Origin of the sequence: Undibacterium sp. RuRC25W (genome assembly GCF_049339825.1) — a bacterium.
Lineage (GTDB): Bacteria > Pseudomonadota > Gammaproteobacteria > Burkholderiales > Burkholderiaceae_D > Undibacterium.
The window spans coordinates 12,647-34,754 of the sequence record NZ_JBMPPD010000010.1 but is presented as its reverse complement, the minus strand read 5'-3'; the positions used below and the strand labels follow the sequence as shown (position 1 = coordinate 34,754).

At 46.8% G+C, this 22,108-nt stretch carries 19 protein-coding genes and 1 pseudogene; 14 read left to right on the top strand and 6 right to left on the bottom strand.

Translation table 11 applies throughout. The features are described 5' to 3' along the window. Positions 1-159 precede the first annotated feature (159 nt). The 6 genes from ACO0KV_RS06635 to ACO0KV_RS06610 all read left to right on the top strand — a co-directional run bounded on the left by ACO0KV_RS06635 (position 160) and on the right by ACO0KV_RS06610 (position 6,921). Positions 160-1,413 (top strand): maltoporin, encoded by a 1,254-nt coding sequence (locus ACO0KV_RS06635; RefSeq protein ID WP_423041139.1) that lies wholly within the window; start codon positions 160-162, stop codon positions 1,411-1,413. An 89-nt stretch (positions 1,414-1,502) separates the two neighbouring features. Continuing rightward, the gene (locus ACO0KV_RS06630) at positions 1,503-2,756 is read left to right on the top strand and encodes an ABC transporter substrate-binding protein (RefSeq protein ID WP_423041137.1); all 1,254 of its coding nucleotides are present in this window, start codon (positions 1,503-1,505) and stop codon (positions 2,754-2,756) included. Positions 2,757-2,920: 164 nt separating this feature from the next. Further along, positions 2,921-3,799, top strand: a complete 879-nt coding sequence (locus ACO0KV_RS06625) for a carbohydrate ABC transporter permease (RefSeq protein ID WP_423041264.1) — start codon at positions 2,921-2,923, stop codon at positions 3,797-3,799. After that, positions 3,789-4,673 carry a carbohydrate ABC transporter permease gene (locus tag ACO0KV_RS06620; RefSeq protein ID WP_423041135.1) on the top strand — a complete coding sequence of 295 codons (885 nt, stop codon included), beginning with the start codon at positions 3,789-3,791 and terminating at the stop codon, positions 4,671-4,673. The genes ACO0KV_RS06625 and ACO0KV_RS06620 overlap by 11 nt, the downstream gene beginning before the upstream one ends. 108 nt (positions 4,674-4,781) lie before the next feature. Beyond that, positions 4,782-5,918: an ABC transporter ATP-binding protein gene (locus ACO0KV_RS06615; RefSeq protein WP_423041133.1), complete on the top strand. Its 1,137-nt coding sequence runs from the start codon at positions 4,782-4,784 to the stop codon at positions 5,916-5,918. Positions 5,919-5,937: 19 nt separating this feature from the next. Further along, positions 5,938-6,921, top strand: a complete 984-nt coding sequence (locus ACO0KV_RS06610) for a glucokinase (RefSeq protein ID WP_423041131.1) — start codon at positions 5,938-5,940, stop codon at positions 6,919-6,921. Positions 6,922-6,952: 31 nt separating this feature from the next. On the opposite strand, the gene ACO0KV_RS06605 is transcribed toward ACO0KV_RS06610, so the two are convergent. Together ACO0KV_RS06605 and ACO0KV_RS06600 are read right to left on the bottom strand one after the other, a co-directional pair. Beyond that, entirely contained in the window at positions 6,953-7,909 is a 957-nt protein-coding gene (locus ACO0KV_RS06605) for a LysR substrate-binding domain-containing protein (protein ID WP_423041129.1), read from the bottom strand. A gap of 3 nt (positions 7,910-7,912) precedes the next feature. Continuing rightward, positions 7,913-8,359, bottom strand: coding sequence for an Lrp/AsnC family transcriptional regulator (locus ACO0KV_RS06600; RefSeq protein WP_423041127.1), 447 nt, complete (start codon positions 8,357-8,359; stop codon positions 7,913-7,915). A 144-nt stretch (positions 8,360-8,503) separates the two neighbouring features. Here ACO0KV_RS06600 and yedA point away from each other — a divergent pair, with 144 nt between their 5' ends. Then, positions 8,504-9,376: a drug/metabolite exporter YedA gene (yedA, locus tag ACO0KV_RS06595; protein ID WP_423041125.1), complete on the top strand. Its 873-nt coding sequence runs from the start codon at positions 8,504-8,506 to the stop codon at positions 9,374-9,376. Positions 9,377-9,383: 7 nt separating this feature from the next. Here the strand turns inward: yedA and ACO0KV_RS06590 are convergent, their stop codons facing one another. After that, entirely contained in the window at positions 9,384-10,403 is a 1,020-nt protein-coding gene (locus tag ACO0KV_RS06590) for a GGDEF domain-containing protein (RefSeq protein ID WP_423041123.1), read from the bottom strand. A 255-nt stretch (positions 10,404-10,658) separates the two neighbouring features. On the opposite strand from ACO0KV_RS06590, the gene ACO0KV_RS06585 reads away from it, so the two are divergent. Continuing rightward, positions 10,659-11,270, top strand: a complete 612-nt coding sequence (locus ACO0KV_RS06585; protein ID WP_423041121.1) for a methylamine utilization protein — start codon at positions 10,659-10,661, stop codon at positions 11,268-11,270. Between the two features lie 97 nt (positions 11,271-11,367). Beyond that, a complete protein-coding gene (locus ACO0KV_RS06580; protein ID WP_423041119.1) occupies positions 11,368-13,725 on the top strand; it encodes an EAL domain-containing protein in 2,358 nt (785 codons plus the stop codon). 31 nt (positions 13,726-13,756) lie between these two features. On the opposite strand, the gene ACO0KV_RS06575 is transcribed toward ACO0KV_RS06580, so the two are convergent. Continuing rightward, positions 13,757-15,469, bottom strand: a complete 1,713-nt coding sequence (locus ACO0KV_RS06575) for a diguanylate cyclase domain-containing protein (RefSeq protein WP_423041118.1) — start codon at positions 15,467-15,469, stop codon at positions 13,757-13,759. Positions 15,470-15,937: 468 nt separating this feature from the next. Between ACO0KV_RS06575 and ACO0KV_RS06570 the strand changes: the two genes are divergently transcribed. The 4 genes and pseudogenes from ACO0KV_RS06570 to ACO0KV_RS06555 form a co-directional block, all read left to right on the top strand. After that, positions 15,938-16,840 carry a DUF3034 family protein gene (locus ACO0KV_RS06570; RefSeq protein WP_423041116.1) on the top strand — a complete coding sequence of 301 codons (903 nt, stop codon included), beginning with the start codon at positions 15,938-15,940 and terminating at the stop codon, positions 16,838-16,840. Between the two features lie 19 nt (positions 16,841-16,859). Further along, positions 16,860-17,300 (top strand): group I truncated hemoglobin, encoded by a 441-nt coding sequence (locus ACO0KV_RS06565; RefSeq protein ID WP_423041114.1) that lies wholly within the window; start codon positions 16,860-16,862, stop codon positions 17,298-17,300. A 65-nt stretch (positions 17,301-17,365) separates the two neighbouring features. After that, complete coding sequence (locus tag ACO0KV_RS06560; protein ID WP_423041112.1) at positions 17,366-18,169, top strand: class I SAM-dependent methyltransferase; 804 nt, start codon at positions 17,366-17,368, stop codon at positions 18,167-18,169. A gap of 32 nt (positions 18,170-18,201) precedes the next feature. Then, positions 18,202-18,759, top strand: a pseudogene (locus ACO0KV_RS06555) (YceI family protein); the annotation flags it as partial. Positions 18,760-18,850: 91 nt separating this feature from the next. Here the strand turns inward: ACO0KV_RS06555 and ACO0KV_RS06550 are convergent. Then, the gene (locus tag ACO0KV_RS06550; RefSeq protein WP_423041110.1) at positions 18,851-19,360 is read right to left on the bottom strand and encodes a DUF1993 domain-containing protein; all 510 of its coding nucleotides are present in this window, start codon (positions 19,358-19,360) and stop codon (positions 18,851-18,853) included. A 249-nt stretch (positions 19,361-19,609) separates the two neighbouring features. Then, the gene (locus ACO0KV_RS06545) at positions 19,610-20,224 is read right to left on the bottom strand and encodes an OmpW/AlkL family protein (protein WP_423041108.1); all 615 of its coding nucleotides are present in this window, start codon (positions 20,222-20,224) and stop codon (positions 19,610-19,612) included. A gap of 186 nt (positions 20,225-20,410) precedes the next feature. On the opposite strand from ACO0KV_RS06545, the gene ettA reads away from it, so the two are divergent. Next, positions 20,411-22,078, top strand: a complete 1,668-nt coding sequence (gene ettA / locus ACO0KV_RS06540) for an energy-dependent translational throttle protein EttA (protein WP_423041106.1) — start codon at positions 20,411-20,413, stop codon at positions 22,076-22,078. Positions 22,079-22,108 lie beyond the last annotated feature (30 nt).

Below are 22,108 nucleotides of genomic sequence, written 5' to 3'. Positions count from 1 at the left end.
ACCACCACCTACTCAACGCCGTAGTTGGAATCACATTTGTAGCGGTGTTACCTTCCGATCGCTGTCAATCGACATGCAATAAAAAGACAAGCTCAAAGCAAAAAATAAAAAAGCACAGACTTTGTTGAGCCTTGTTCACTCAACTATTACGGAGACAAAATGACTCGTACTACACTCAAAGCATTGCCTTTGGCGCTCGCACTCGCGCTCTCTTCCGGATTCACTTACGCTGATGCTGGTCATGATGAAGATGGCTTTCATGGTTATTTGCGTGACGGCGCGGGCTCCAGCTCCGCACATGGTCCACAAAGCTGTTTCGGCCTCGGTGGTAACACCATGAAATACCGTCTTGGTAACGAATGTGATGCTTACTTTGAAGGTGGTTATACATCCACATTGGCAAAAGCAGTCGATGGCGTCACATTTACTGGCACTTTATGGGCAAATGCCTGGAGTCCTAATTCTGATTTCGGTAATGCCTCACTGAAAATCGCTAAAGCTTATGTTGAAGCAAAAAATGTCGATTTCTTGCAAGGCGGTGTCGCTTGGATCGGTAAACGTTACTACTACCGTCCAGATATCCACATGCTTGATTTGCAATTCGTGAATCTGAATGGTACCGGTGGTGGTATTGATGGTGTTCAGGCAGGTCCAGGTAAATTCAGTTATGCGTTATTCAAAGATAACGATGCAACGAACATCGATCCAACAACAGGGCTCGTTGTTAACACGACTGCGGCAATTCGCCAAAACTTTATCTACGAAGGTCTGCCAGTCAATGAAGGCGGCAAAGTCGATGCGATTCTGACTGCAATTAAAGGCCAGGGAACTAATACTCATAGTGGCTGGCAATTAAGCGTATTGCACAAGCAAGATGTCTTGGGCGGTGGCAATACATTGGGCATCCAGTACGGTGTTGGTCCGGGCACAGGTGTTGGTGTTGGCAACGGTCGCATGGGTTCTTCTGGTAGCACATTGCTTGGCTCTGATGTTACCCGTACTCGCATTTTTGATGATCTGGTCGTACAACCAACGAAACAATTCAGTGCTGAATTCGTGGCTTTGATGCAAAAAGACAAATCCAATGCAGGCTCAACAACTTGGACTAGCCTAGGTGTACGTCCAGTCTACGCCATTTTGCCGCACCTGAAATTGCAAATGGAACTGGGTACTGACCGCGTCACGTCGATGACTGGTGGTGCAGACGCACGTCTGACGAAACTGACTTTCGCTCCAGCAATCGCGATGGGAGAAAGCTACTGGGCACGCCCAGAACTGCGTTTCTTCGTCAGCTATGGCAAATGGAACAATGCGGCTACCGCTGCAGTCAATGCTAGCAACAACTCCGGTCCTGTCTACAACAACGGTACCAGCGGCACGTCTGCTGGCGTTCAAGTAGAGGCGTGGTGGTAATACGCTTGAAAAAATCAACGGGCACACTGCCAATGTTGTAGCGTGCCCGAACTAACATTAGTAGTCGATAAAATATAACGGAGACTCAAATGAAACTCAAAAAACTGACACTTGCTATTCTGACAGGCACAACTTTACTAGCTGGCACTAGTGTCGCCAACGCAGCCGAAGTGGAAGTATTGCATTATTGGACTGCTGGTGGCGAAGCAAAATCTGTTGCTGAGCTGAAAAAAATGATGGAAGCCAAAGGCGTCGCATGGAAAGACTTTGCCGTTGCTGGCGGTGCGGGTGAAAATGCCATGACCGCCTTAAAAGCACGCGTCATTGCAGGTAGTGCTCCGACGGCGGCTCTGATCAAGGGCCCATCCATTCAGGAATGGGGTAATGAAGGCGTTTTGGCCAACATCGACGCCGCAGCGGCTGAAGGTAAATGGGAAGCCTCCTTACCACCAATGCTGACCAACATCATGAAGTATAAAGGTCATTATGTCGCAGCACCTGTCAACGTTCACCGCGTTAACTGGTTGTGGGTCAATCCAGAAGTCTTGAAAAAATCTGGCGCTAAAGTACCAACCAACTTTGCTGAATTTTTTGATGCTGCAGATAAAATCAAAAAAGCTGGCTATGTTGCGATCGCGCATGGTGGTCAACCATGGCAAGACGCTACCGTGTTTGAATCCGTTGCCTTGGGTATCGGCGGTGCTGAATTCTATAAAAAAGCAATCGTACAACTGGATCAGGCAACACTGACTGGACCAACGATGATCAAAACCTTCGATACACTGGCAAAGATCAAAACCTACATCGACAAAGATGCAGCAGGTCGTGACTGGAATCTCGCTACAGCGATGGTCATCAACGGTAAAGCTGGTATGCAATTCATGGGTGACTGGGCTAAAGGTGAATTCACCGCTGCGGGCAAACAGCCTGGTAAAGATTTTTTATGTGTTGCTGCACCTGGCACAGAAAAATCCTTTACCTTCAACGTTGATTCGCTGACGATGTTTGCTGTTAAAGGTGCGGATGCACAAAAAGCACAGCTGACCTTGGCAACTGCGGTCATGAGTCCTGAATTTCAGGAAGTATTTAACCTCAACAAGGGTTCAATTCCAGCACGTTCCGGCGTTTCTCGCGCTAAGTTTGATAGCTGTGCATTAAAATCCATGGATGACATGGATGCTTCAAGCAAAGCAGGTAGTTTTGTTCCAAGCTTTGCCCACGGCATGGCGATCGACTCTGCAAAAGCAGGCGCGATCCAGGACGTGATTGCGAAATTCATGAATTCCAACATGACATCGCAAGCCGCTGTTCAAGCACTGGCAAAAGCAGCAAAAACTAAATAAGGTTCACCCGAGTACCGGCATCGTCATTGATGATGCCGGAGAGTTGATGTAGCACCTCCCCCCTGCATCAGCTCAACTCACCCCCGGAGACAAGCATGTCGGTTACATCCCCGTCAGAAACACATATTCCCGCTATACAAAAAAAAGCCTCTGCGCCTGGTCGCATGCAAGCATTTGCAGATATCTGGTTACCGCGTCTGGTGTTATCGCCAACCGTATTTGCTTCTCTGCTGTTTGTTTATGGATTTATCGCCTTCACTGCGTATTTATCTTTTACAGATTCTCGTCTGATGCCAAATTATGAATTGACTGGATTTGGTCAATATCAGGCTTTATTTGAACTCGATCGTTGGTGGGTATCAGCAGCCAATCTTGGTATCTTTGGTGGCTTATTTATTTTATTTTGCCTGATCGTCGGCTTGTTACTTGCCGTGTTTTTAGATCAGAAAATTCGTATGGAAGGCGCGCTGCGCGCCATCTATCTGTATCCAATGGCACTGTCTTTCATCGTGACTGGTGTGGCGTGGAAGTGGATCCTCAATCCAGGTCTAGGTCTGGAAAAAATGGTTCATGAATGGGGCTTTCCGAATTTTTCCATGGACTGGCTGGTGGACTCAGACATGGCAATCTATACCGTTGTCATCGCGGGTCTGTGGCAGTCATCCGGTTTTGTCATGGCCTTGTTTCTGGCGGGCTTGCGCGGTGTGGATGACGCGATTATCAAAGCGGCCATGGTGGATGGCGCCAGCTTACCAACGATCTACCGCCGTATCGTAATTCCTGCACTGCGTCCTGTGTTTTTCAGTGTGCTGCTGGTGTTATCACATATTGCGATTAAGAGCTTCGATCTGGTGATGGCATTGACCGCTGGTGGCCCTGGCACCTCGTCAGATGTACCCGCCATTTTTATGTATCAGTTTTCATTCACCCGTGGTCAGTTAGGTTTAGGTGCAGCCTCGGCAATGATGATGTTAATGACCGTATTGGCCGTGTTGGTGCCATTGATTTATCTGGAAAGCAAGGAGGCCAAACATGGGCACTGATTCTCACACCACGGGTTCTCAATTTACATTTAGTCCAGGGCGTATTTTTATCTATGCGTTACTGGTGTTCTGCGCGCTTTACTACCTCGCTCCGTTATATGTGATGCTGACCACGTCGGTCAAATCACTTGATGAAATCCGCAGTGGTAACTTGCTCGATTTCCCGCTGCATCCAAGTTTTGCAGCATGGCAAAAAGCCTGGAGTGGTGCATGTACCGGTGTACGTTGCGATGGGCTTTCACCGTATTTCTGGAACTCAGTAAAGATGGCGGTTCCAGCTGTATTGATTTCAACGCTCATCGGCTCAGTCAATGGTTATGTGTTGGCGCATTGGAAATTTAAGTATTCAGAAATTATTTTCACAGCGTTGATGGTGGGTTGCTTTATCCCGTTTCAGGTCGTGATTTTGCCAATGGCGCGGTTATTAGGCATGGCTGAGTTAGCGAATACAACAATGGGGCTGGTATTTGTCCACGTGGTCTACGGGGTTGCATTCACGACTTTGTTTTTCCGTAACTACTACATCAGCGTGCCAGATGAATTAGTCAAAGCAGCCCGTATTGATGGTGCAGGCTTTTTCCGAATTTATCGCAGCGTCATTCTACCTTTGTCACTGCCCATTTTTATGGTGTGCTTTATCTGGCAATTCACACAAATCTGGAATGACTTTTTGTTCGGTGTGGTGTTCGGTGGAACCGACGCGCAACCAGTAACAGTTGCTCTGAACAATCTGGTCAATACCTCAACTGGCGTGACGGAATACAACGTCAATATGGCAGCAGCGATTATCGCGGCGTTACCAACGCTGGGACTGTATTTATTGGCAGGTAAATATTTCGTACGTGGTCTAACAGCGGGTGCGGTCAAAGGTTAATACGAGATCAGTCACAGCATCAGTCACAAACATAAAAGATCAATCACAGCGACAACAAGCTATTTTCGTCTTGTACACGCTGTAAAAGAACAATCAGGAGAAACAAACATGGCTAGCTTATCGATCCGCGGTGTACGAAAGGTGTACCCGAATGGCGCAGAAATTTTGAAGGGGATTAATTTAGAAATCAAAGATGGCGAATTTCTGATCTTAGTTGGCGGCTCAGGTTGCGGTAAATCGACCTTATTAAATATGATTGCCGGACTGGAAACAATCTCTGAAGGCGAAATTTATATTGGTGACAAATGCGTCAATAACGTGCCACCAAAATCACGTGATATAGCGATGGTATTTCAGTCCTATGCGTTATATCCAACGATGACAGTACGCGAAAATATCTCCTTCGGTCTAGGCATACGTAAAGTACCGGCGGCGGAACAAAAAAAGATCGTCGACCGTGTTGCTGAGACGTTACAAATGACACATTTACTCGATCGTAAGCCAGCCCTTTTGTCAGGCGGTCAGCGCCAGCGTGTAGCAATGGGGCGCGCTATTGCCCGCAACCCTTCCTTGTTTTTGTTTGATGAACCATTATCGAATCTGGATGCAAAGCTACGCGTAGAAATGCGCGCTGAAATCAAACTCTTGCATCAACGCCTGAAAACAACCACCGTCTACGTGACACATGATCAGGTCGAAGCAATGACACTGGGCGACAAAATCGCTGTCATGAAAGATGGCGTAGTTCAGCAATTTGGTAGTCCGCAAGAAATCTATGATCGACCATCGAACATGTTCGTTGCTGGATTTATTGGTTCGCCTTCGATGAATTTTTTACGCGGAAAATTGCAAGCACATGAGAACGGTGTCGGTTTTGTGGCTGAACATGCAGGTCAGCATACCGTACTGCCAATCCCGGCTTCTCATCTCAACGCCATCAAAGGCTTGCGCAATAAGGATGGCGATATCATTTTAGGTATTCGCCCTGAACACGTGACAGACGCTGCCAGCGCCCGTCGTTCTGAATCTACGAGTAATTACCATCCAACTGAGGTCGATTGTCTGATCGATCTGACTGAACCTACTGGTCCAGATACGCTCGTCTTTACCAGCTTTAACCAAGAACGGATTACCTGCCGCACGCATCCACGCGCCGCAGCAACAGCGGGGCAAAAAATGCGCTTGGCTTTTGATTTATCGAAAGCTGTCTTTTTTGATCCGGAAACAGAGCAAAGTTTACTGTAAGAAAAAACAGGAGTTAACCATGCGTATCCCTAAATTACTTGCAGATATCGGTGGTACTAATGCCCGTTTTGCATTGGAAACGTCACCCGGTGTCCTTAGTGCCGTCAACATTCTGGCGTGCACGCAATATCCGCAATTAGCCGATGCCATGCGCGCGTATCTACAATCGGATGAGGCTAGAGCAGCAGGCGCAGATCAGGTGAAAAATGTCGGTATTGCTATTGCGAATCCGATTCATGGTGATCTGGTACAGATGACCAATCATCATTGGAGCTTCTCCATTGAAGCAATCCGTACACAGTTTCAATTTGAGACGCTGGATGTGGTCAATGACTTCACTGCCCTAGCAATGGCCTTGCCCCGATTGAATAACCAGCAATTAAAACAAGTTGGCGGTCGTACCACGGTTGCTGGCAGCGCAATCGGCCTTTTAGGTGCCGGTACAGGGCTTGGTGTATCTGGATTAATTCCTTCAGAAAATGGTTGGAAACCACTGCATAGCGAAGGTGGCCATGTCAGTTTTTCCCCAGCAAACCAGCGCGAAATAGCTATTCTCGAATTTGCATGGCAAGAATTTGAGCATGTTTCAACTGAACGCCTATTATCCGGTCCGGGTTTGAAACTGATTTACCGGGCGCTTGCAGCAATGCAAAATAAGGTGGCCGACGATATCGAAGCCTCTGAGATTCTGCAACGCGGTCTGAATCAGGAATGTCGTATCTGTACCGAGGTCTTATCCTGCTTTTGTGAGATGCTGGGAACAATGGCGGGCAACCTTGCCGTCACACTGGGCGCACGCGGTGGTATTTACATTGGTGGCGGTATCGTCCCACGCCTCGGTGACTACATCAACCAATCTGGGTTCCGTTGCCGCTTTGAACAAAAAGGCCGTTTTACACAATACTTATCCGATATTCCGGTCTTTGTGATTATTGAACCCTATCCGGCATTTATCGGTCTATCTGCTTTATTAGAGACTTCTCCAACACTGATTGCGGCATAAGTAAGATCCGACCAGACCAGAGTGTTACTGATTATTGAGTGTGCTCTGGCCCATCGTTTATTAGACTTTTTGTCCCTAACCATTTTTTACTGATACAGAGATCCCTCGTCACATCAAGCACGAGCTTCTCAACGGCTAGTGCGGCATTGGTTAAGGGAATATTTTTAGACGCGCACAAACTCACTGTCCGCGACAGTTGGATGTCATTGATAGAACGGGCAATCATTTCACCGCGTTCGATTTCTGCAAGAAGAGGCGATACAGGTAAAATCGTCGCTCCCATGTCGGCCTGCAACGCCGATTTTAAAATCGCAATCGACGTAATATCAATCACCTGCTCAATATGCAGCCCCTGCTGTCTAACGACTTTCTCTATCCTGGGTCTGACCCCGTGTTGAATACTCGGCAATATCAACGGTACCTGTAATGCTTTTTCAAGTGTGATGGATTTACGTTTGCACGCAAACTGGGAATCAACACGCGTGATAAACATCATTTCTTCTTCCACCAGCGGAGTCGTAGCGAAATGCGTGAGCTGTCCGTCATCAAACAAGACGGCCAGATTTAGTCTTCCTGAACGCAACTGCTCGGTCAGGTTACCGGTCAGTTCTTCAGTCAACTGCAACACAATATCGGGATAGGCTGCACGTACCGCCGTCAGCAGCGGAAAGGCCAACGCACCGGAAGCACTTTGCGGTATGCCCAATGCCACCGTTCCAGTAGGCTTATCAGTTGACTGCGCTACCGCCGATTTAGCGTCACTGACCTGTTTGAGGATCGCCAGTGCATGTTCATAAAATATCTTACCTGCATCAGTTGCCTGCATTCCCTGCGCTGAACGATGTAACAAGGTCGCCCCTAGTTCCTCTTCCAGTTGTTGCAATTGTTGTGTCAACGCGGGCTGAACAATATGCAGCACCTTTGCAGCGCGTGATAACGAGCCGTGATCGACAATCGCCACAAAATAGCGCAGCTGGCGTAATTCCATACTCTACTCCACCGGTTTGATTGAGCGTCGTTCTATCGAGGACGACAAAATCAGGGATGTCGACGTTACGCCACAGCGCGCCAGACTGGTAATCACGCGTTCCAACTCGCGTACAGAAGGAGCAACCACTTTGACAATCACACAATCTTCACCGGTAATCGCATGGCACTCGATCACTTCTGGTACTTGTTCGGCAATCTTGACAACGGGGATATCACTCGACCGACTGGCAATGCGTACAAATGCCGTAATCCCGTAGCCTAGAGCTTCTGGATTAACGTGAGCGTGATAACCCGTGATCACATTGGCAGCTTCCATCCGTTTGATACGCTCAGCCACGGCGGGCTGGCTTAGATGAATACGGCGACCAATTTCTGCCAGCGTCACGCGGGCATCCGCCTGCAAAATATCGAGAATTTTTGCATCCATCAGGTCAAATTCTATCTTCATGGTAAAACCTTGATTTTTCAGTCGATTTAAAAGAAATGTACTCTATTTACCTTGTTTTATCCATTCAAAAGCGTATCTGATTGACATACACTGTTTTACATTAACTGCTCTCTGCAGCCTCGTTTCATTTTCAATTTCATCCCTATGCGCCATTTACCCCGCTCCGTTCTGACCGCTTTACTGACTGTTTATATCGTCTGGGGGTCCACTTATTTTGCGATTCAGGTGGCGCTTGAATCGTTCCCGCCGTTAATGATGATTGGTACGCGCTTTGTGGCAGCCGGATCGATTCTATTTTTGTGGCAACTATGGCGCGGGGCAACAATCCCGACTTGGCGTGAATGGCGGGATGGCGGCATCATCGGCATTCTGATGCTGGGCGGCGGTACCGGTTTAACTGCGTGTGCCGAGCAATATGTGTCGTCGGGACTGACCGCGGTATTTATTGCCTGCTCACCAATGATTTTATCGGGTTTATCAGGTTTATTCGGTGACTGGCCAAGGCGCCATGAATGGTTAGGCATCTTATGCGGATTCGCCGGAGCGCTATTGTTGGCATCAGATGGCGAATTTGCAGCAAAACCAGTCGGGGTTATCTTGTTATTAGCAGCTATCTTATGCTGGGACGTTGGATCAATTTTGTCGCAGAAAAAACTCAAGATGGCAGCCGGAGGTATGGGATTTGCCAGCGAAATGCTAGTGGGGGGACTGTTTTTAGTCGTCGCTAGCATCCTGCTTGGTGAACATGCGACTGGGCCGGTCACTTTCAATGCCATTGCAGCCTGGTTCTATCTGGTAACTGCCGGCTCTTTACTCGCCTTTACGGCGTATATGTATTTGCTATCAAAAGTTCATACCGGACTAGCAGCGAGCTACGCTTACGTGAATCCTGTGATAGCCGTCGCCCTTGGTGCCGCATTTGGTGGTGAACATATTTCACTCAAAGCGATGTTGGCGATGGCGATTATCCTTGGTAGCGTGATGGTGCTGACAAGTTCACGCAAACCGGCAAAATGATATTGCGTTAAAAAAACTCAGCAATATCATTCGAGAATTCCTGATGCAAATCGCCACTAGCCACAAGATGGTCATAGTGGCAGGTACGATTGCGACCATGATTTTTCGCGTAATACAGCGCCTGATCGGCCCGACCGACAATAGCGACCGCTGGTTCGCCGCTTTCTACACGAGAAAAACCGATGCTCACGGTAACTTTTCCTACCTGTGGAAACTGATGTTCCGCAATCAGAGTCCGGAACTGATCCAGATTTTCTTGCGCAGAAGCCAGATTAGTCGCATGTAACAAAATCAGGAACTGTTCACCACCAAAGCGAAACAAGTAATCATCTGTCTGAAAATAACTGCGCATCAGATTAGCAATTAAAATTAACACCTCATCACCATATAAACGCCCAAACTGGTCATTCACGCGCTTAAAGTGATCAATATCCACCACCGCTAACCAATGAAAATGCGCACCCTCTGCCTCTTCAGTATTGGAGACAGGTTGCTCCGGATTAAGGCGCAATAACTTGGTGTAACTGTCTTCAAAGGTCTTACGGTTTAGTAAGCTCGTCAGCGAGTCTCGCTCATTGTAGTCAAGCAAGGCATGGAAATTTCGGAAGACAACAAGCATCCCTTTTAGTACATCGGTAATACTGATATGTTGCTTCACCGGACGGCATAGCTGGATAACCGCCTCTAACTTCTCGCCATTCCACAACAAGAAGTAAAGACTCAATCCAGTATCGGTAGTGGCTTCGACTACCGGATGACGATTTGTGATTGCACTTTGTAAGCCAGGAATTGAACAAACACCTGACGAGAGATGGATGACCTCTTGCTGCTCGACCAACGTAACATCTGTCGCGGTGATATCGACCTTCGACCGCAGAAAAGTACCCGCCTCATTGGCAACAAATTCAAAGACCCGTGCCGAGGATGCATCAACAATTTCTCGCAATGCGGGCGCTATCGAAATATTGAGCAAATCGTGGTCACGATAACCTGTCATTTTTTCCAAATGCTGAATGATGGATTCCATATTCCAGATCCCCACGATGTCATCGAAAGACAATCAAAAGTGATGGTAGCAACACCCATCCTGCAACATATTGTAGACAGTATTAAACTCAAGATCGAAATGATAATTTTTGTTGAACGTAGATCGTGTAGCAAAAACAATGATAGGCTTATAAGCTATTCGTGTCTAATCGATTTGCGGTGAAATGATTAAAACGTGACATCAAGGCTGTTTTTGTCGCCTTCCGCTCTCACTTTTGAAACCCAGGATATCACCATGCCAGCCCAATTTTTTCGTCCAGTTGCACTGACTATACTTCTCTGTATCGGCGCAAACAATGCTGCTTTTGCCAGTACGCTTATCTCTGTAACCGACAACAGTGGACAAAAGTTAGAAGATGCCGTGGTGTACGCTGAGCCCGAATTTACGCTTCCAAGTAATAAGCCAGAACCAGCGGTGATTGAGCAAAAAAATAGACAGTTCATTCCATTGGTCACCGTCGTACAGGTGGGATCACTGATTTCTTTTCCAAATAACGACAATGTAAAACATCAGGCCTATTCGTTCTCTCCGGCAAAAACATTTGAACTGAAACTTTATTCCGGAAAACCAACCGCACCTTTGCTCTTTGATAAAGCTGGAACTGTCACCGTCGGCTGTAACATCCACGATCAGATGCTGGCCTTTATTCATGTGGTGAACACACCATTTTTTTCCAAGACTGATGCGCGTGGCAACGCAACTCTCCCAGCACTCCCCGCAGGTAAGTACACACTTAAAGTCTGGCACTATGAGCAAGCACAAGGCAGCGAACCCTATTCTCAGGTGTTACAAGTCGCAAAAGAAATTCCGCCTATGACTGTGAAGCTCAACTTTAAACGGCGATAAACATATCCCCCTGTTCGTTTGAGTAATAACTAAAACCTTCATGTATAAAGACGTTCTTTAGATTACACTTGATTTATCAATTTCAAGAGAGGGGAAAATGCGTCTACAGAGTCTGGAAAGTAGAGTTGTTATCTTATTTATCAGTCTGCTACTGGTTTTGCAGCTCGCGGGGTATTTTTTTATCGACAATGCGATCGATAAAAATGCTCGGGCGTCGATTGAGTCAAGCCTAAGCATCAATGAAAAAATTATGGGGCATTTACTAGATCAAAATGCCGAACGACTGGTGGTAGGGGCGACTTTACTCTCAAAAGACTACGCATTCCGACAAGCGATTGCGAGTAACGATACGCAAACCATTGTCTCAGCATTACTCAATCACGGTGACCGGATTAAGTCGGATTTAACCATGTTGGTCGGCCTAGACGGAAAAATCATCGATGCCAGTAGTGATACCCTGGCAAGAGGATTCCAGGAGACCGTCAGTAATCTTGTAAACGATGCCACGCTGAACGGAAATGCGTCGAGCACCAATATCGTCAACGGTAAGCCATATCAAATGGTCATGGTACCGGTGAAAGCGCCTGTCTTTATTAGCTGGGTTGCCATGGCGATACCGATTGATCAAGGACTTGTGAATGATATGCGAGCGTTATCATTACTACAAGTAAGCTTATTCACCTCGGAAAATAATGGTCCTTGGATATCTGATGTCTCGACATTGGACGCGACTCAAGAGGCAGCCTTAGCTAAATTAATCCCTACAGGCATCAACGTATCGACGTATATACGCGATCTCACGATTGGGGAAAATCGCTACAGCGCCCGCGTATTACCTTTGGCGAAAAATAAAAAAAGCACGACGATTGCCGTTTTACAGTTATCCGTCAGTGACGTCATTGCGCCATATAAAAAACTCCAACGAAATTTACTGCTCCTCACGGTCATGGGTGGTATCGCGGCGTGCATTCTGAGCATCCTCACCGCACGTCGTATTGCTGGCCCAGTTCGGCAGTTGGCGGATACTGCCCGTCGACTCGGTGCTGGTGATTACAAAGTGAACATTGATATTGAGCGAAAAGATGAAATCGGTGATCTCGCTGCAAGCTTTTCTCACATGCGCGATGCGATTGCACAGCGCGAAAAAGAAATTAGTCACCTCGCTTATTGGGACACCCTAACTACCCTGCCAAACCGCGCATTATTCACTGAGATGCTGGATGAGGCGATAGTGCAGGCTAAATCTCTCGGTAACTCTTGTTTCGTTTTAATGATGGATCTGGATAGGTTTAAGCATGTGAATGACGTGATGGGTCACCGTTTCGGCGATTTATTACTCATCGAAGTAGCATTCAGACTCCGTGCCGGACTAGGGATCGGCAACATTAAACCAGCACGACTCGGAGGGGATGAATTTGCTATTTTATTACCATCGTCTAATGCGGTTGACGCGCTGCGAGTAGCAAATAAGATTCTGGAATCGCTGGAAAAGCCCATTTCAATTGAGGATCAAGCCGTTGATATCAGTGCTGGTATCGGCATCGCCGGTTTCCCTGAACATGCCATCGATACTGAGACCTTGCTCGGTCATACTGAAGTCGCGATGTATGTCGCAAAACAGGCAAAAAACGGTCCAGTTATCTATACCCAAGGCATTGATAAATCGAGTCAACAAAGTTTGTCCTTATTGACCGATATGCGGATCGCTCTGGAACAAAATCATTTTCAGTTATATGCGCAGCCTAAGCTATCTCTCAGTACCAACGAGGTCATTGCGGTAGAAACATTGGTGCGATGGGTCCATCCAGAAAAAGGAATGGTATTCCCAGATCAGTTCATTCCATTCGCAGAACAAACAGGATTTATTCGTCAGCTCACACGCTGGGTAATGAATGCGGCAGCAGAATGTTGTCATGCGTGGAGCATGGCTGGTATCGACCTGAAGATGTCGGTGAATATTTCGACGAGAGATTTAATGGATCAAGATTTGCCCCAAAAATTTGCTGAAATTCTGCAATTACATGGGGTACAGCCACAGTCTTTTTGCCTAGAGATTACAGAGAGCGCGATTATGGATGATCCGCAGCGTGCCCATCAGACCCTCGATAAACTGCATGCGATGGGGATGGAGTTATCCATTGATGACTTTGGTACCGGCTACTCGTCACTCGCCTATCTGAAACGCTTGCCCGTCGATGAGTTAAAGATCGATAAATCATTCGTCTTAAAGATGGAACAGGATATCGATGATACCAAGATCGTCAAATCAACGATCGATCTCGGCCACAATATGGGACTCAGAGTGGTTGCTGAAGGCATAGAAAATGCGGAAGTCATGGCTTTGCTCAAAGAACTCGGCTGTGATCAAGCGCAAGGGTACTTCATCAGCAGACCAATGCCAGTAACCAATATGCCCGCATGGCTTAAGCAATGGCGGACCAGCCAGCCTGCTTAAGAAGCAATAAGGGTCACCCCTTCGCCCGTCTTCAGACTGCGTGAACGAACGATGTTGTCTTCCTGTCGCGCTTGAGGTTATACATACGGCTATCAGCAATTTTGATCAGCCGTAAGTAATCCTCGCCATCATCCGGAAAACTCGCCCAGCCAATTGAAGCGCCGATACCGACGACGTCATGTTCAAGCGAAATCGGCTCTTCGACAAGGGAAGTAATTTTTTCCACCATCGTATGGATATCAATCGAATTTTTGGTATCTTTCAATAGCAATACAAACTCATCGCCGCCATAGCGTGCCACCTCGTCAGAGTCGCGAATGGCTGAGCGCAAGCGAGCAGCAGTGATCACTAAGACATTATCGCCAGCATCATGGCCATAGTTGTCATTAATACTTTTAAACCGATCCAGATCGACAAACAACAAAGTGAAGCCAATATTGGCCTCCGGATGTTGTAGCGCGATATTTTGCAGGTAATTAATTTGGGCAAACAAAGACTCGCGATTGGCAACCTGCGTTAATTTATCAAACCGCAGTTTGTTTTCCATTTCTGTAAAGGTCTGCGCCAGAATACCGATTTCATCTTTACGACGGATGTCTAGCTTGGGCATCGCTTCACCATTACCGAATTTTTCAGCGGCAGCGGTTAATTTTCGGATATCCCGAATAACCCGTTCAACGATCGTCAAACCAACTGTCAACGCAAACAATATACAAGCCACTGCAATGACAACACTCTGCAAAAAGCCTTTGTTAATGTTGCTCATAAAGTCCGCGCGCGGCACAGCAACAATCGTTTGCCAATGCAGCCCTTGTTTATTACCTAACGGCGAAATAGCCAGATCAACCGTACCTAGCTGCAGATCTAGCGACTGTATTTTCGCTGTTTTCAACATGGGCTGGCTGAGTTTTCTGTAAGTCTGACTAATCAGCGTCGTTTTCATGTCGACAGCACGCATGCGTTCGGGAACGCCGTTGACTAAACGCTCTGGAATTTCTTTACCAGAAGTCGCAACGATATACCCATCCTCGTCGACAATATAAGCAACACTATTCTTACTAATATCGAGCTTAGATAAAAAATTCGATAATTCTTTTAAAGTCACATCAGTTGCAACCACACCGGCAAATTGACGGTTGTGTTCAAATACCGCTTTTGCGAGGGTAATGGTTGGATAATGAAAAGAAAAATTATTATAGATACGTGACCAGACTGGCGCTGTGGAACCCATCGCAATCTGATACCAAGGGCGTTTGCGTGGATCAAAATCATCCGTCCGGATTATGACAGACCGATCACCGACCCCTCCCACCTTGAACACCGAGCGGCGCAAGTCGGTAGGTTCACGCCAAAATAATTGTACATCTGTCGGTGAAATACGATAGACACCGATAAAGCGCCCATCCTTTCCACCAAAATAGACATAGTTATTGACGTCCATAAACAAGCCGCTTGCAGACCAGAATTTATCTTCCAGAACATGCAAATCAGGATTAAATTCGTACTCTCTAGGAAGATGGCTAGCACTGGGCGCAATCGATTCAATAGCAGTTAAGGCGCCATCAAGATGCTTTTCGGTTGCCAGGTTAATCCGGTTGACCATATCAACGAGAATGCGTTGAGACAATGCATTGACAGCATCCGTCCCCGCTTTCATTGATACCCAACCAATCGCAATAGAAACACCCACCACCACAGCAGTAATAGGGATAACCAATTCGCGACGCAAAGAAGAACGGCTCATAAAGAGACTCGACAACCTACATTAAATAAACAACCATAAGATAACAACTTGCTATGCAAACCACGAATACGCTGACATCAAAAAAACGAAAAATAATTATGTCAAAAACGCAAACTTTTGCTTTATTTAACGATAATTATACGAAGATAAACGAATTCAGTTCTTTTAAGCAAGTCAATTATTCTCTGTTAATTCATCGTTTTGAAATGCGTTGACTTCTACAGTAAATAACAATTATCGAAATAAATCGCGCTACCGATGTTGCATTTAATCAACCTTACACAACAAAAATATCCTATATCCTACGTAGACATCAAAATTAGCTTTTACCGTGTGACGCATTCTTCGCCAGACGATATATGCTAGTGGGTAGCTCTTTGCGCGAAGTGAATAGTGCTTTCAAGCCAAACAAGGTTAAGTTACAGTAACATAATGACTGTGCCCCGCCAACTTACTATTAAACATGCCATGCGACTCTTTCACTTTTCAAGTTATGTTGCGATCTGTTTAGCTGGATGGATCTTCCAAAACGCTCAGGCACAGGTGCTACCCTTACCGGATCAGGGTAAACTCCTGGCGACTTCTGGCGTGTCAGAAGTCGAAGGTACAGGTGGTGGCGGTCTTGTGCCGTGGGCAGTTATTACTGGGTATGGCAGCGAAAACAGCTACGGCTTTAATGCACATGTTACCCAACTCAATACCCAAGATTACCAATTAAACACCAGCGGGATTGCCATCGGCATCTGCGACAAACTTGAACTGTCACTCTCAAAACAAGAGTTCAGCGGTAGTCTGGCACCATTAAACAAATTAAAACTCAGCCAAGAAATTGTCGGTGTCAAACTCAAGTTAGCAGGCGATCTGGTCGCCGATCAGGATAACTGGCGTCCACAAATTGCGGTGGGTGCGATGTTTAAACGGGATCAGGGAATCAATGGGCTCGAGGCGCTCGGTGTGACCAACGTCACACAGCTCGGCGCCAAAGATGATCAGGGCACGGATTACTATGTTTCCGCTACTAAGTTATTTTTAGCGCAAAGTCTCTTGCTCAACGGCACGGTCAGACTGACCAAAGCAAACCAGATGGGTTTATTAGGCTTTGGTGGAGACAAACATGATCATTACCAGGCAATGGCAGAAGCGTCTGCGGCTTACTTACTCAACCGCAAAGTGGCCGTCGGTGTTGAATACCGTCAAAAACCCAGCAATCTGAGCGTTGACCACGAAAAAGCATACTACGACGGATTTCTGGCCTGGTTTCCTAATAAAAATCTGTCCCTCACCCTCGCCTACGTAACCTTAGGAGACATTACGGTGTTCAATCCTAAAAATCAGCGTGGATGGTATTTATCCGTACAAATAGGCAATTAGTAGAGGAGGCAAGTTCAGTATGAATAAGTATGTCAAATTAATCCGCATTGCGCTCGTTGCTGCCACAATCATGGTGGCCACGAAACCCGTCTCGGCACAAGAATCAACGCTATATAACGCACTGGGGCAGGAAAGTGGGATTAGCCGTATCGTTGACGAGACCGTTATACAGATTCTGAATGACGAACGCATCAAAAGTGGTTTCAAAGATACCAATATGAAACGCCTTGCACAGCTACTCAAAGAACAATTTTGCGTAGTAGCGGGTGGTCCATGTCAATACAGTGGTGACGAGATGGCAATTGTCCATGAAAAACTCGGCATCACCAGTGCTCAGTTCAATGCCTTAGCGGAAGATCTACAAGCAGGAATGGAGAAGTGCAATATTCCATTCGCCATTCAGAATAAACTGATTGCGCGACTAGCTCCGATGAAAAGGGATATAGTCACAGTCAAATAAAACAAAACGTACGAAACATTCTGTCGTTTTTGTAGTCTGGTCGGTTTTACTTCCGGAGTCACTCCATGAAACGTTTTGCGCTCGTGTCAGCACTGATGGTATCCATTTGTAGTCCGGCGTTCGCCGATGATGCGCTAAAAGCAGCAATTAACGGAGCACAACGTACACCAGAAAACATAACTCGTGATGTCTACCGTCATCCTGACGAGACGTTACGCTTTTTTGGTATCCGGCCCGATATGAAGGTCGTCGAACTGGCACCCGGCGCTGGCTGGTACACCGAAATCCTTGCACCGTATTTACGCAACGATGGGCTGATGATCGCGACGGCAAGCGATCCAGCATCAGACAATGAACAATCAAAACGTGGATATCAGCGATTCAAACAACGCTTAGACGCACGTCCTGCCGTGTTTGATAAAGTGACCATTGGCGTCTTTGAGCCACCCCGCAATATTCATTTTGCTGCCAATAACAGCGTTGATATGGTGCTCACCTTCCGCAATATTCATAATTGGATAGCGAATAGTAATGGCAGTGTCAAAGCGGTTTTCCAAAGCGCATTTGACGCCTTAAAACCGGGTGGTGTATTTGGTATTGTCGAGCATCGCTTACCCGAAAATAAAGAGCAGGATGATAGAGCGAGCAGTGGCTACGTGCATGAGACTTATGTGGTTCAGATGGCACAGAGCGTAGGATTTAAGCTGGTAGGTAAATCAGAAATCAACGCCAATCCAAAAGATCATGCAGATCACGAAGGTGGCGTATGGGCACTGCCACCAACTTATGCCAACAAAGACAATAACAAAGCAGCGTATCAGGCTATCGGCGAAAGTGATAGGATGACGTTAAAGTTCATCAAACCCTGAAAATCGCAAGAACATCGCTATCGTGCGACACAATGTTTTTGTTGTGTCGCAGCTATCTGGAGCATGTCATGGTATTTCGTCCCACTTTTCAGGCTGCATCCTCAGCACTGTCATTTTCAGCGCTATTATTAACGTCAGCCCACACCGCCTTTGCTAACGATACCTACAAAATTGACCCCGAACATACGTTTAGCAGTTTTGAATATCAGCATTGGGGATTGTCCACACAGCGCGGTCGCTTCGATAAAAATACAGGTAGTATTCACGTCGATAAAGAAGCAAAATCGGGCTCTATCAACATAGAAATTGATACGACGTCGGTCAACACCGGCTCCGCGACGTTCGATCGTGCCATGCGCTCATCCAATTTTTTTGACGCAGAAAAATTTCCTACGATCGCCTTTGCCTCGGATAAATTATTATTCGACAACGATAAATTGACCCAAGTAATTGGAAAATTAACGATCAAAGACACGACACTCCCGGTCACTATCGAAATAACGCAGTTCAATTGCCGCTTTATGATTCTGTATCTCAAGCAGGCCTGTGGTGCGAATGGTTACACGAAAATACTCCGGAGTGACTATAAAGTTGGCCGCTACGTGCCGTTTGTGAGTGATGAAGTCACGTTGTATTTTAACGTCGAAGCCATCAAAGAATTCCTGTTTAATTCATTGCTAATTAATAAGCGCCCATGTAGTCTTTTTTACCCAAGACGACGCCGCTGTGACGCAAAATCGCGTAGGTTGTCGTCACATGGAAGAAGAATTGTGGCAGACCATAATTCAACAGATAGGCATGGCCGCTGAGTTTTTTCTCTTTCGGTGTGCCGGGACGCAGAACGATGTCGCGGTCCTCGCTCCCCTCAAATTGTACGGCAGGCAGAGACTGGATAAACGCTTTGGTTTTAGCGATACGTTCCTGCAATTGCGCAAAACTTTGTTCGTTATCTTCATACGCAGGCAAATCAACCTCAGCAAGTCGTCCTGCAATCCCCTTTGCAAAGTCAGCGGCGATCTGCACCTGACGCACTAACGCAAACATATCGGGAAATAAGCGGGATTGCAGAAACACTTCGGGTGCAATATTTTTCTCCGTAGCGTGCGCCTCAGCCTTACTGAGCACATCGCTCAGGCTGTCGAGCATTTGAACTAAAACAGGGACAGACGCGGTGTACATAGAAATCGCCATTTTTTTCTCCAGTGGGATGACACAATGAATACAAGTAATCGGTACTTCAACAAGGCATCAATCGTAGGCGCCCTGTTCAGCGGTCTCGATTATAGGGCTTGCGAGTCTTTTGCGTTGCAGGAGGGTGAATAAGGGTAACGGACTCAGCTCGTCATCGCTGTATGAATAGAAAAAAAACAGGGGCAAACATAAAAAAAGCCAGTCGGTGAGACTGACTTTTGAGCTTAACACGCTAAGGAGCGTATCACATTAGAAGCGGTAGCCAACGCCCACACCAACCAATAATGGGTCAACTTTAACGTTAGATACTTTAGCGCCGTTCAAAGACAAATCGCTGCGAATCTGTACTTTTTTCACGTCCACGTTCACAGACCAGTTTTTGTCGATTTTAAAATCAACGCCAGCTTGCAGAGCGAAACCAAAACTGTTGTTATCCAGACTCAGACCTGTTGGCAGGTTGACATCAGAAATACGTGTGTAGTTCACACCTGCACCTAAGTAAGGATTGATTTTTGCCTCTGGTGCAAAGTGATATTGTGCCGTCAGTGTTGGTGGCAGGTGTTTCAGGCTACCAATTGTGTTGCCATCGAGCTTCACATCATGCTTTTGTGGGTAAGTCAGAATCAATTCTGCAGACCAGTTTGGTGTCACGAAGTAGGAGAAATCAACTTCTGGAATTGTTTTTGTGCTCAAGGAAACACGGTCAGCGGCACCAGCGCCACCGATAGGATCGGATTGATTTGCTGGGCTGATGTTTACTGCACGAACACGCACCAGCCATGGGCTTGTTGCTTCATCAGCCATTGCTTGTGTTGCTGTAAAACCAACTGCTGCCAAAGAGAGCGCGAGGACTAATTTTTTCATTTTAATTTCCTTTATGTGTCGAATTAAGATGAACAAAGTGTAGTTCCGCACCGCAAAAAGCTGTTTGAGCTACATCAAGTTTGGTGCAAGGCACAATTTTTCGTAAAATTTGGCAAAATGTGCCGCTCAATGTCCGCTTAAGGTATCCTTGCGTTCATTGTCCTTACCTCATAAAACATTAAAAAAATGGCTAATTACGTCTACACAATGAATCGCGTCGGTAAAATTGTTCCGCCGAAGCGTCAAATTCTGAAAGATATTTCTTTGTCCTTCTTTCCCGGCGCCAAAATCGGCGTATTGGGTCTGAATGGCTCGGGTAAATCCTCGCTGCTCAAAATCATGGCAGGTATTGATAAAGATATTCAGGGTGAAGCAGTACCGATGCCTAACCTGAACATCGGCTATCTGCCTCAGGAACCACAACTCGACCCAGAACAAACAGTGCGCCAAGCCGTTGAGTCCGCATTGGGTGAAGTGTTTGAAGCAAAAGCGAAGTTAGAAGAAGTCTATGCCGCGTATGCCGATGAAAACGCTGATTTCGACGCCTTGGCCAATGAACAGGCACGTCTGGAGGCAATTATCTCCACCTCCGCCGGTGACAACGTTGAACTGCAATTAGAAATGGCCGCCGATGCACTGCGCCTGCCGGCATGGGATGCCAAAATCGGCGTCTTGTCCGGTGGTGAAAAACGTCGTGTCGCGTTGTGCCGTCTGTTGTTATCGAAACCAGACATGCTCTTGCTTGACGAACCGACCAACCATCTGGATGCAGAATCGGTCGATTGGCTGGAGCAGTTCTTATTGCGCTTCCCTGGCACCGTGGTGGCGATTACGCATGACCGCTACTTCCTGGACAACGCCGCTGAGTGGATTCTTGAACTGGATCGTGGCCATGGTATTCCATGGAAAGGCAATTACTCTTCCTGGTTAGATCAAAAGCAAGCGCGTCTGAAACAAGAAGAAGCGACTGAATCTGCCCGTCAGAAAGCACTGCAAAAAGAATTAGAATGGTCACGCCAGAATCCAAAAGCCCGTCAGGCGAAGAGTAAGGCACGTCTGGCCCGCTTTAACGAGATGAGTGAGCATGAATACCAGAAACGCAATGAAACACAGGAGATTTTTATCCCTGTTGCGGAGCGTTTAGGTAACGAAGTCATCGAATTTAAAAACGTCTCCAAAGCCTTTGGCGACCGCATATTGATCGACAATCTCAGCTTCAAGATTCCACCAGGCGCGATCGTCGGTATTATCGGCCCAAACGGTGCAGGTAAATCGACCCTGTTCAAAATGATCAAAGGTTTGGAACAACCTGATAGCGGTGAAGTCGTTCTGGGACAAACAGCGAAGATCTCCCTCGTTGATCAATCCCGCGAAGACTTAGGCAACACAAAAACGGTGTTTGAAGATGTCGCCAATGGTGCCGATATTCTGACGGTAGGTCGTTTCGAAATGCCGTCGCGTGCCTACTTGGGTCGTTTCAATTTCAAAGGTGGCGATCAACAAAAAATCGTTGGTAATTTATCCGGTGGTGAGCGCGGACGTCTGCATCTGGCCAAAACCTTGCTGCAAGGCGGCAACGTTCTGCTGCTCGATGAACCGTCCAATGATCTGGACGTTGAAACACTGCGTGCACTAGAAGATGCCTTGTTAGAATTTGCTGGTAGCGTAATGGTGATTTCCCATGACCGCTGGTTCTTGGACCGGATTGCAACCCATATTCTGGCGTTTGAGGGTAACTCTCAGGTCACCTTCTTTGACGGCAACTATCAGGAATATGAAGCCGACAAGAAAAAACGTCTAGGTGAAGAAGGCGCCAAACCAAAACGGATTCGCTACAAGCCGCTGACAGTATAAGTACGATCAAGTATCTATCCAGACAGACCA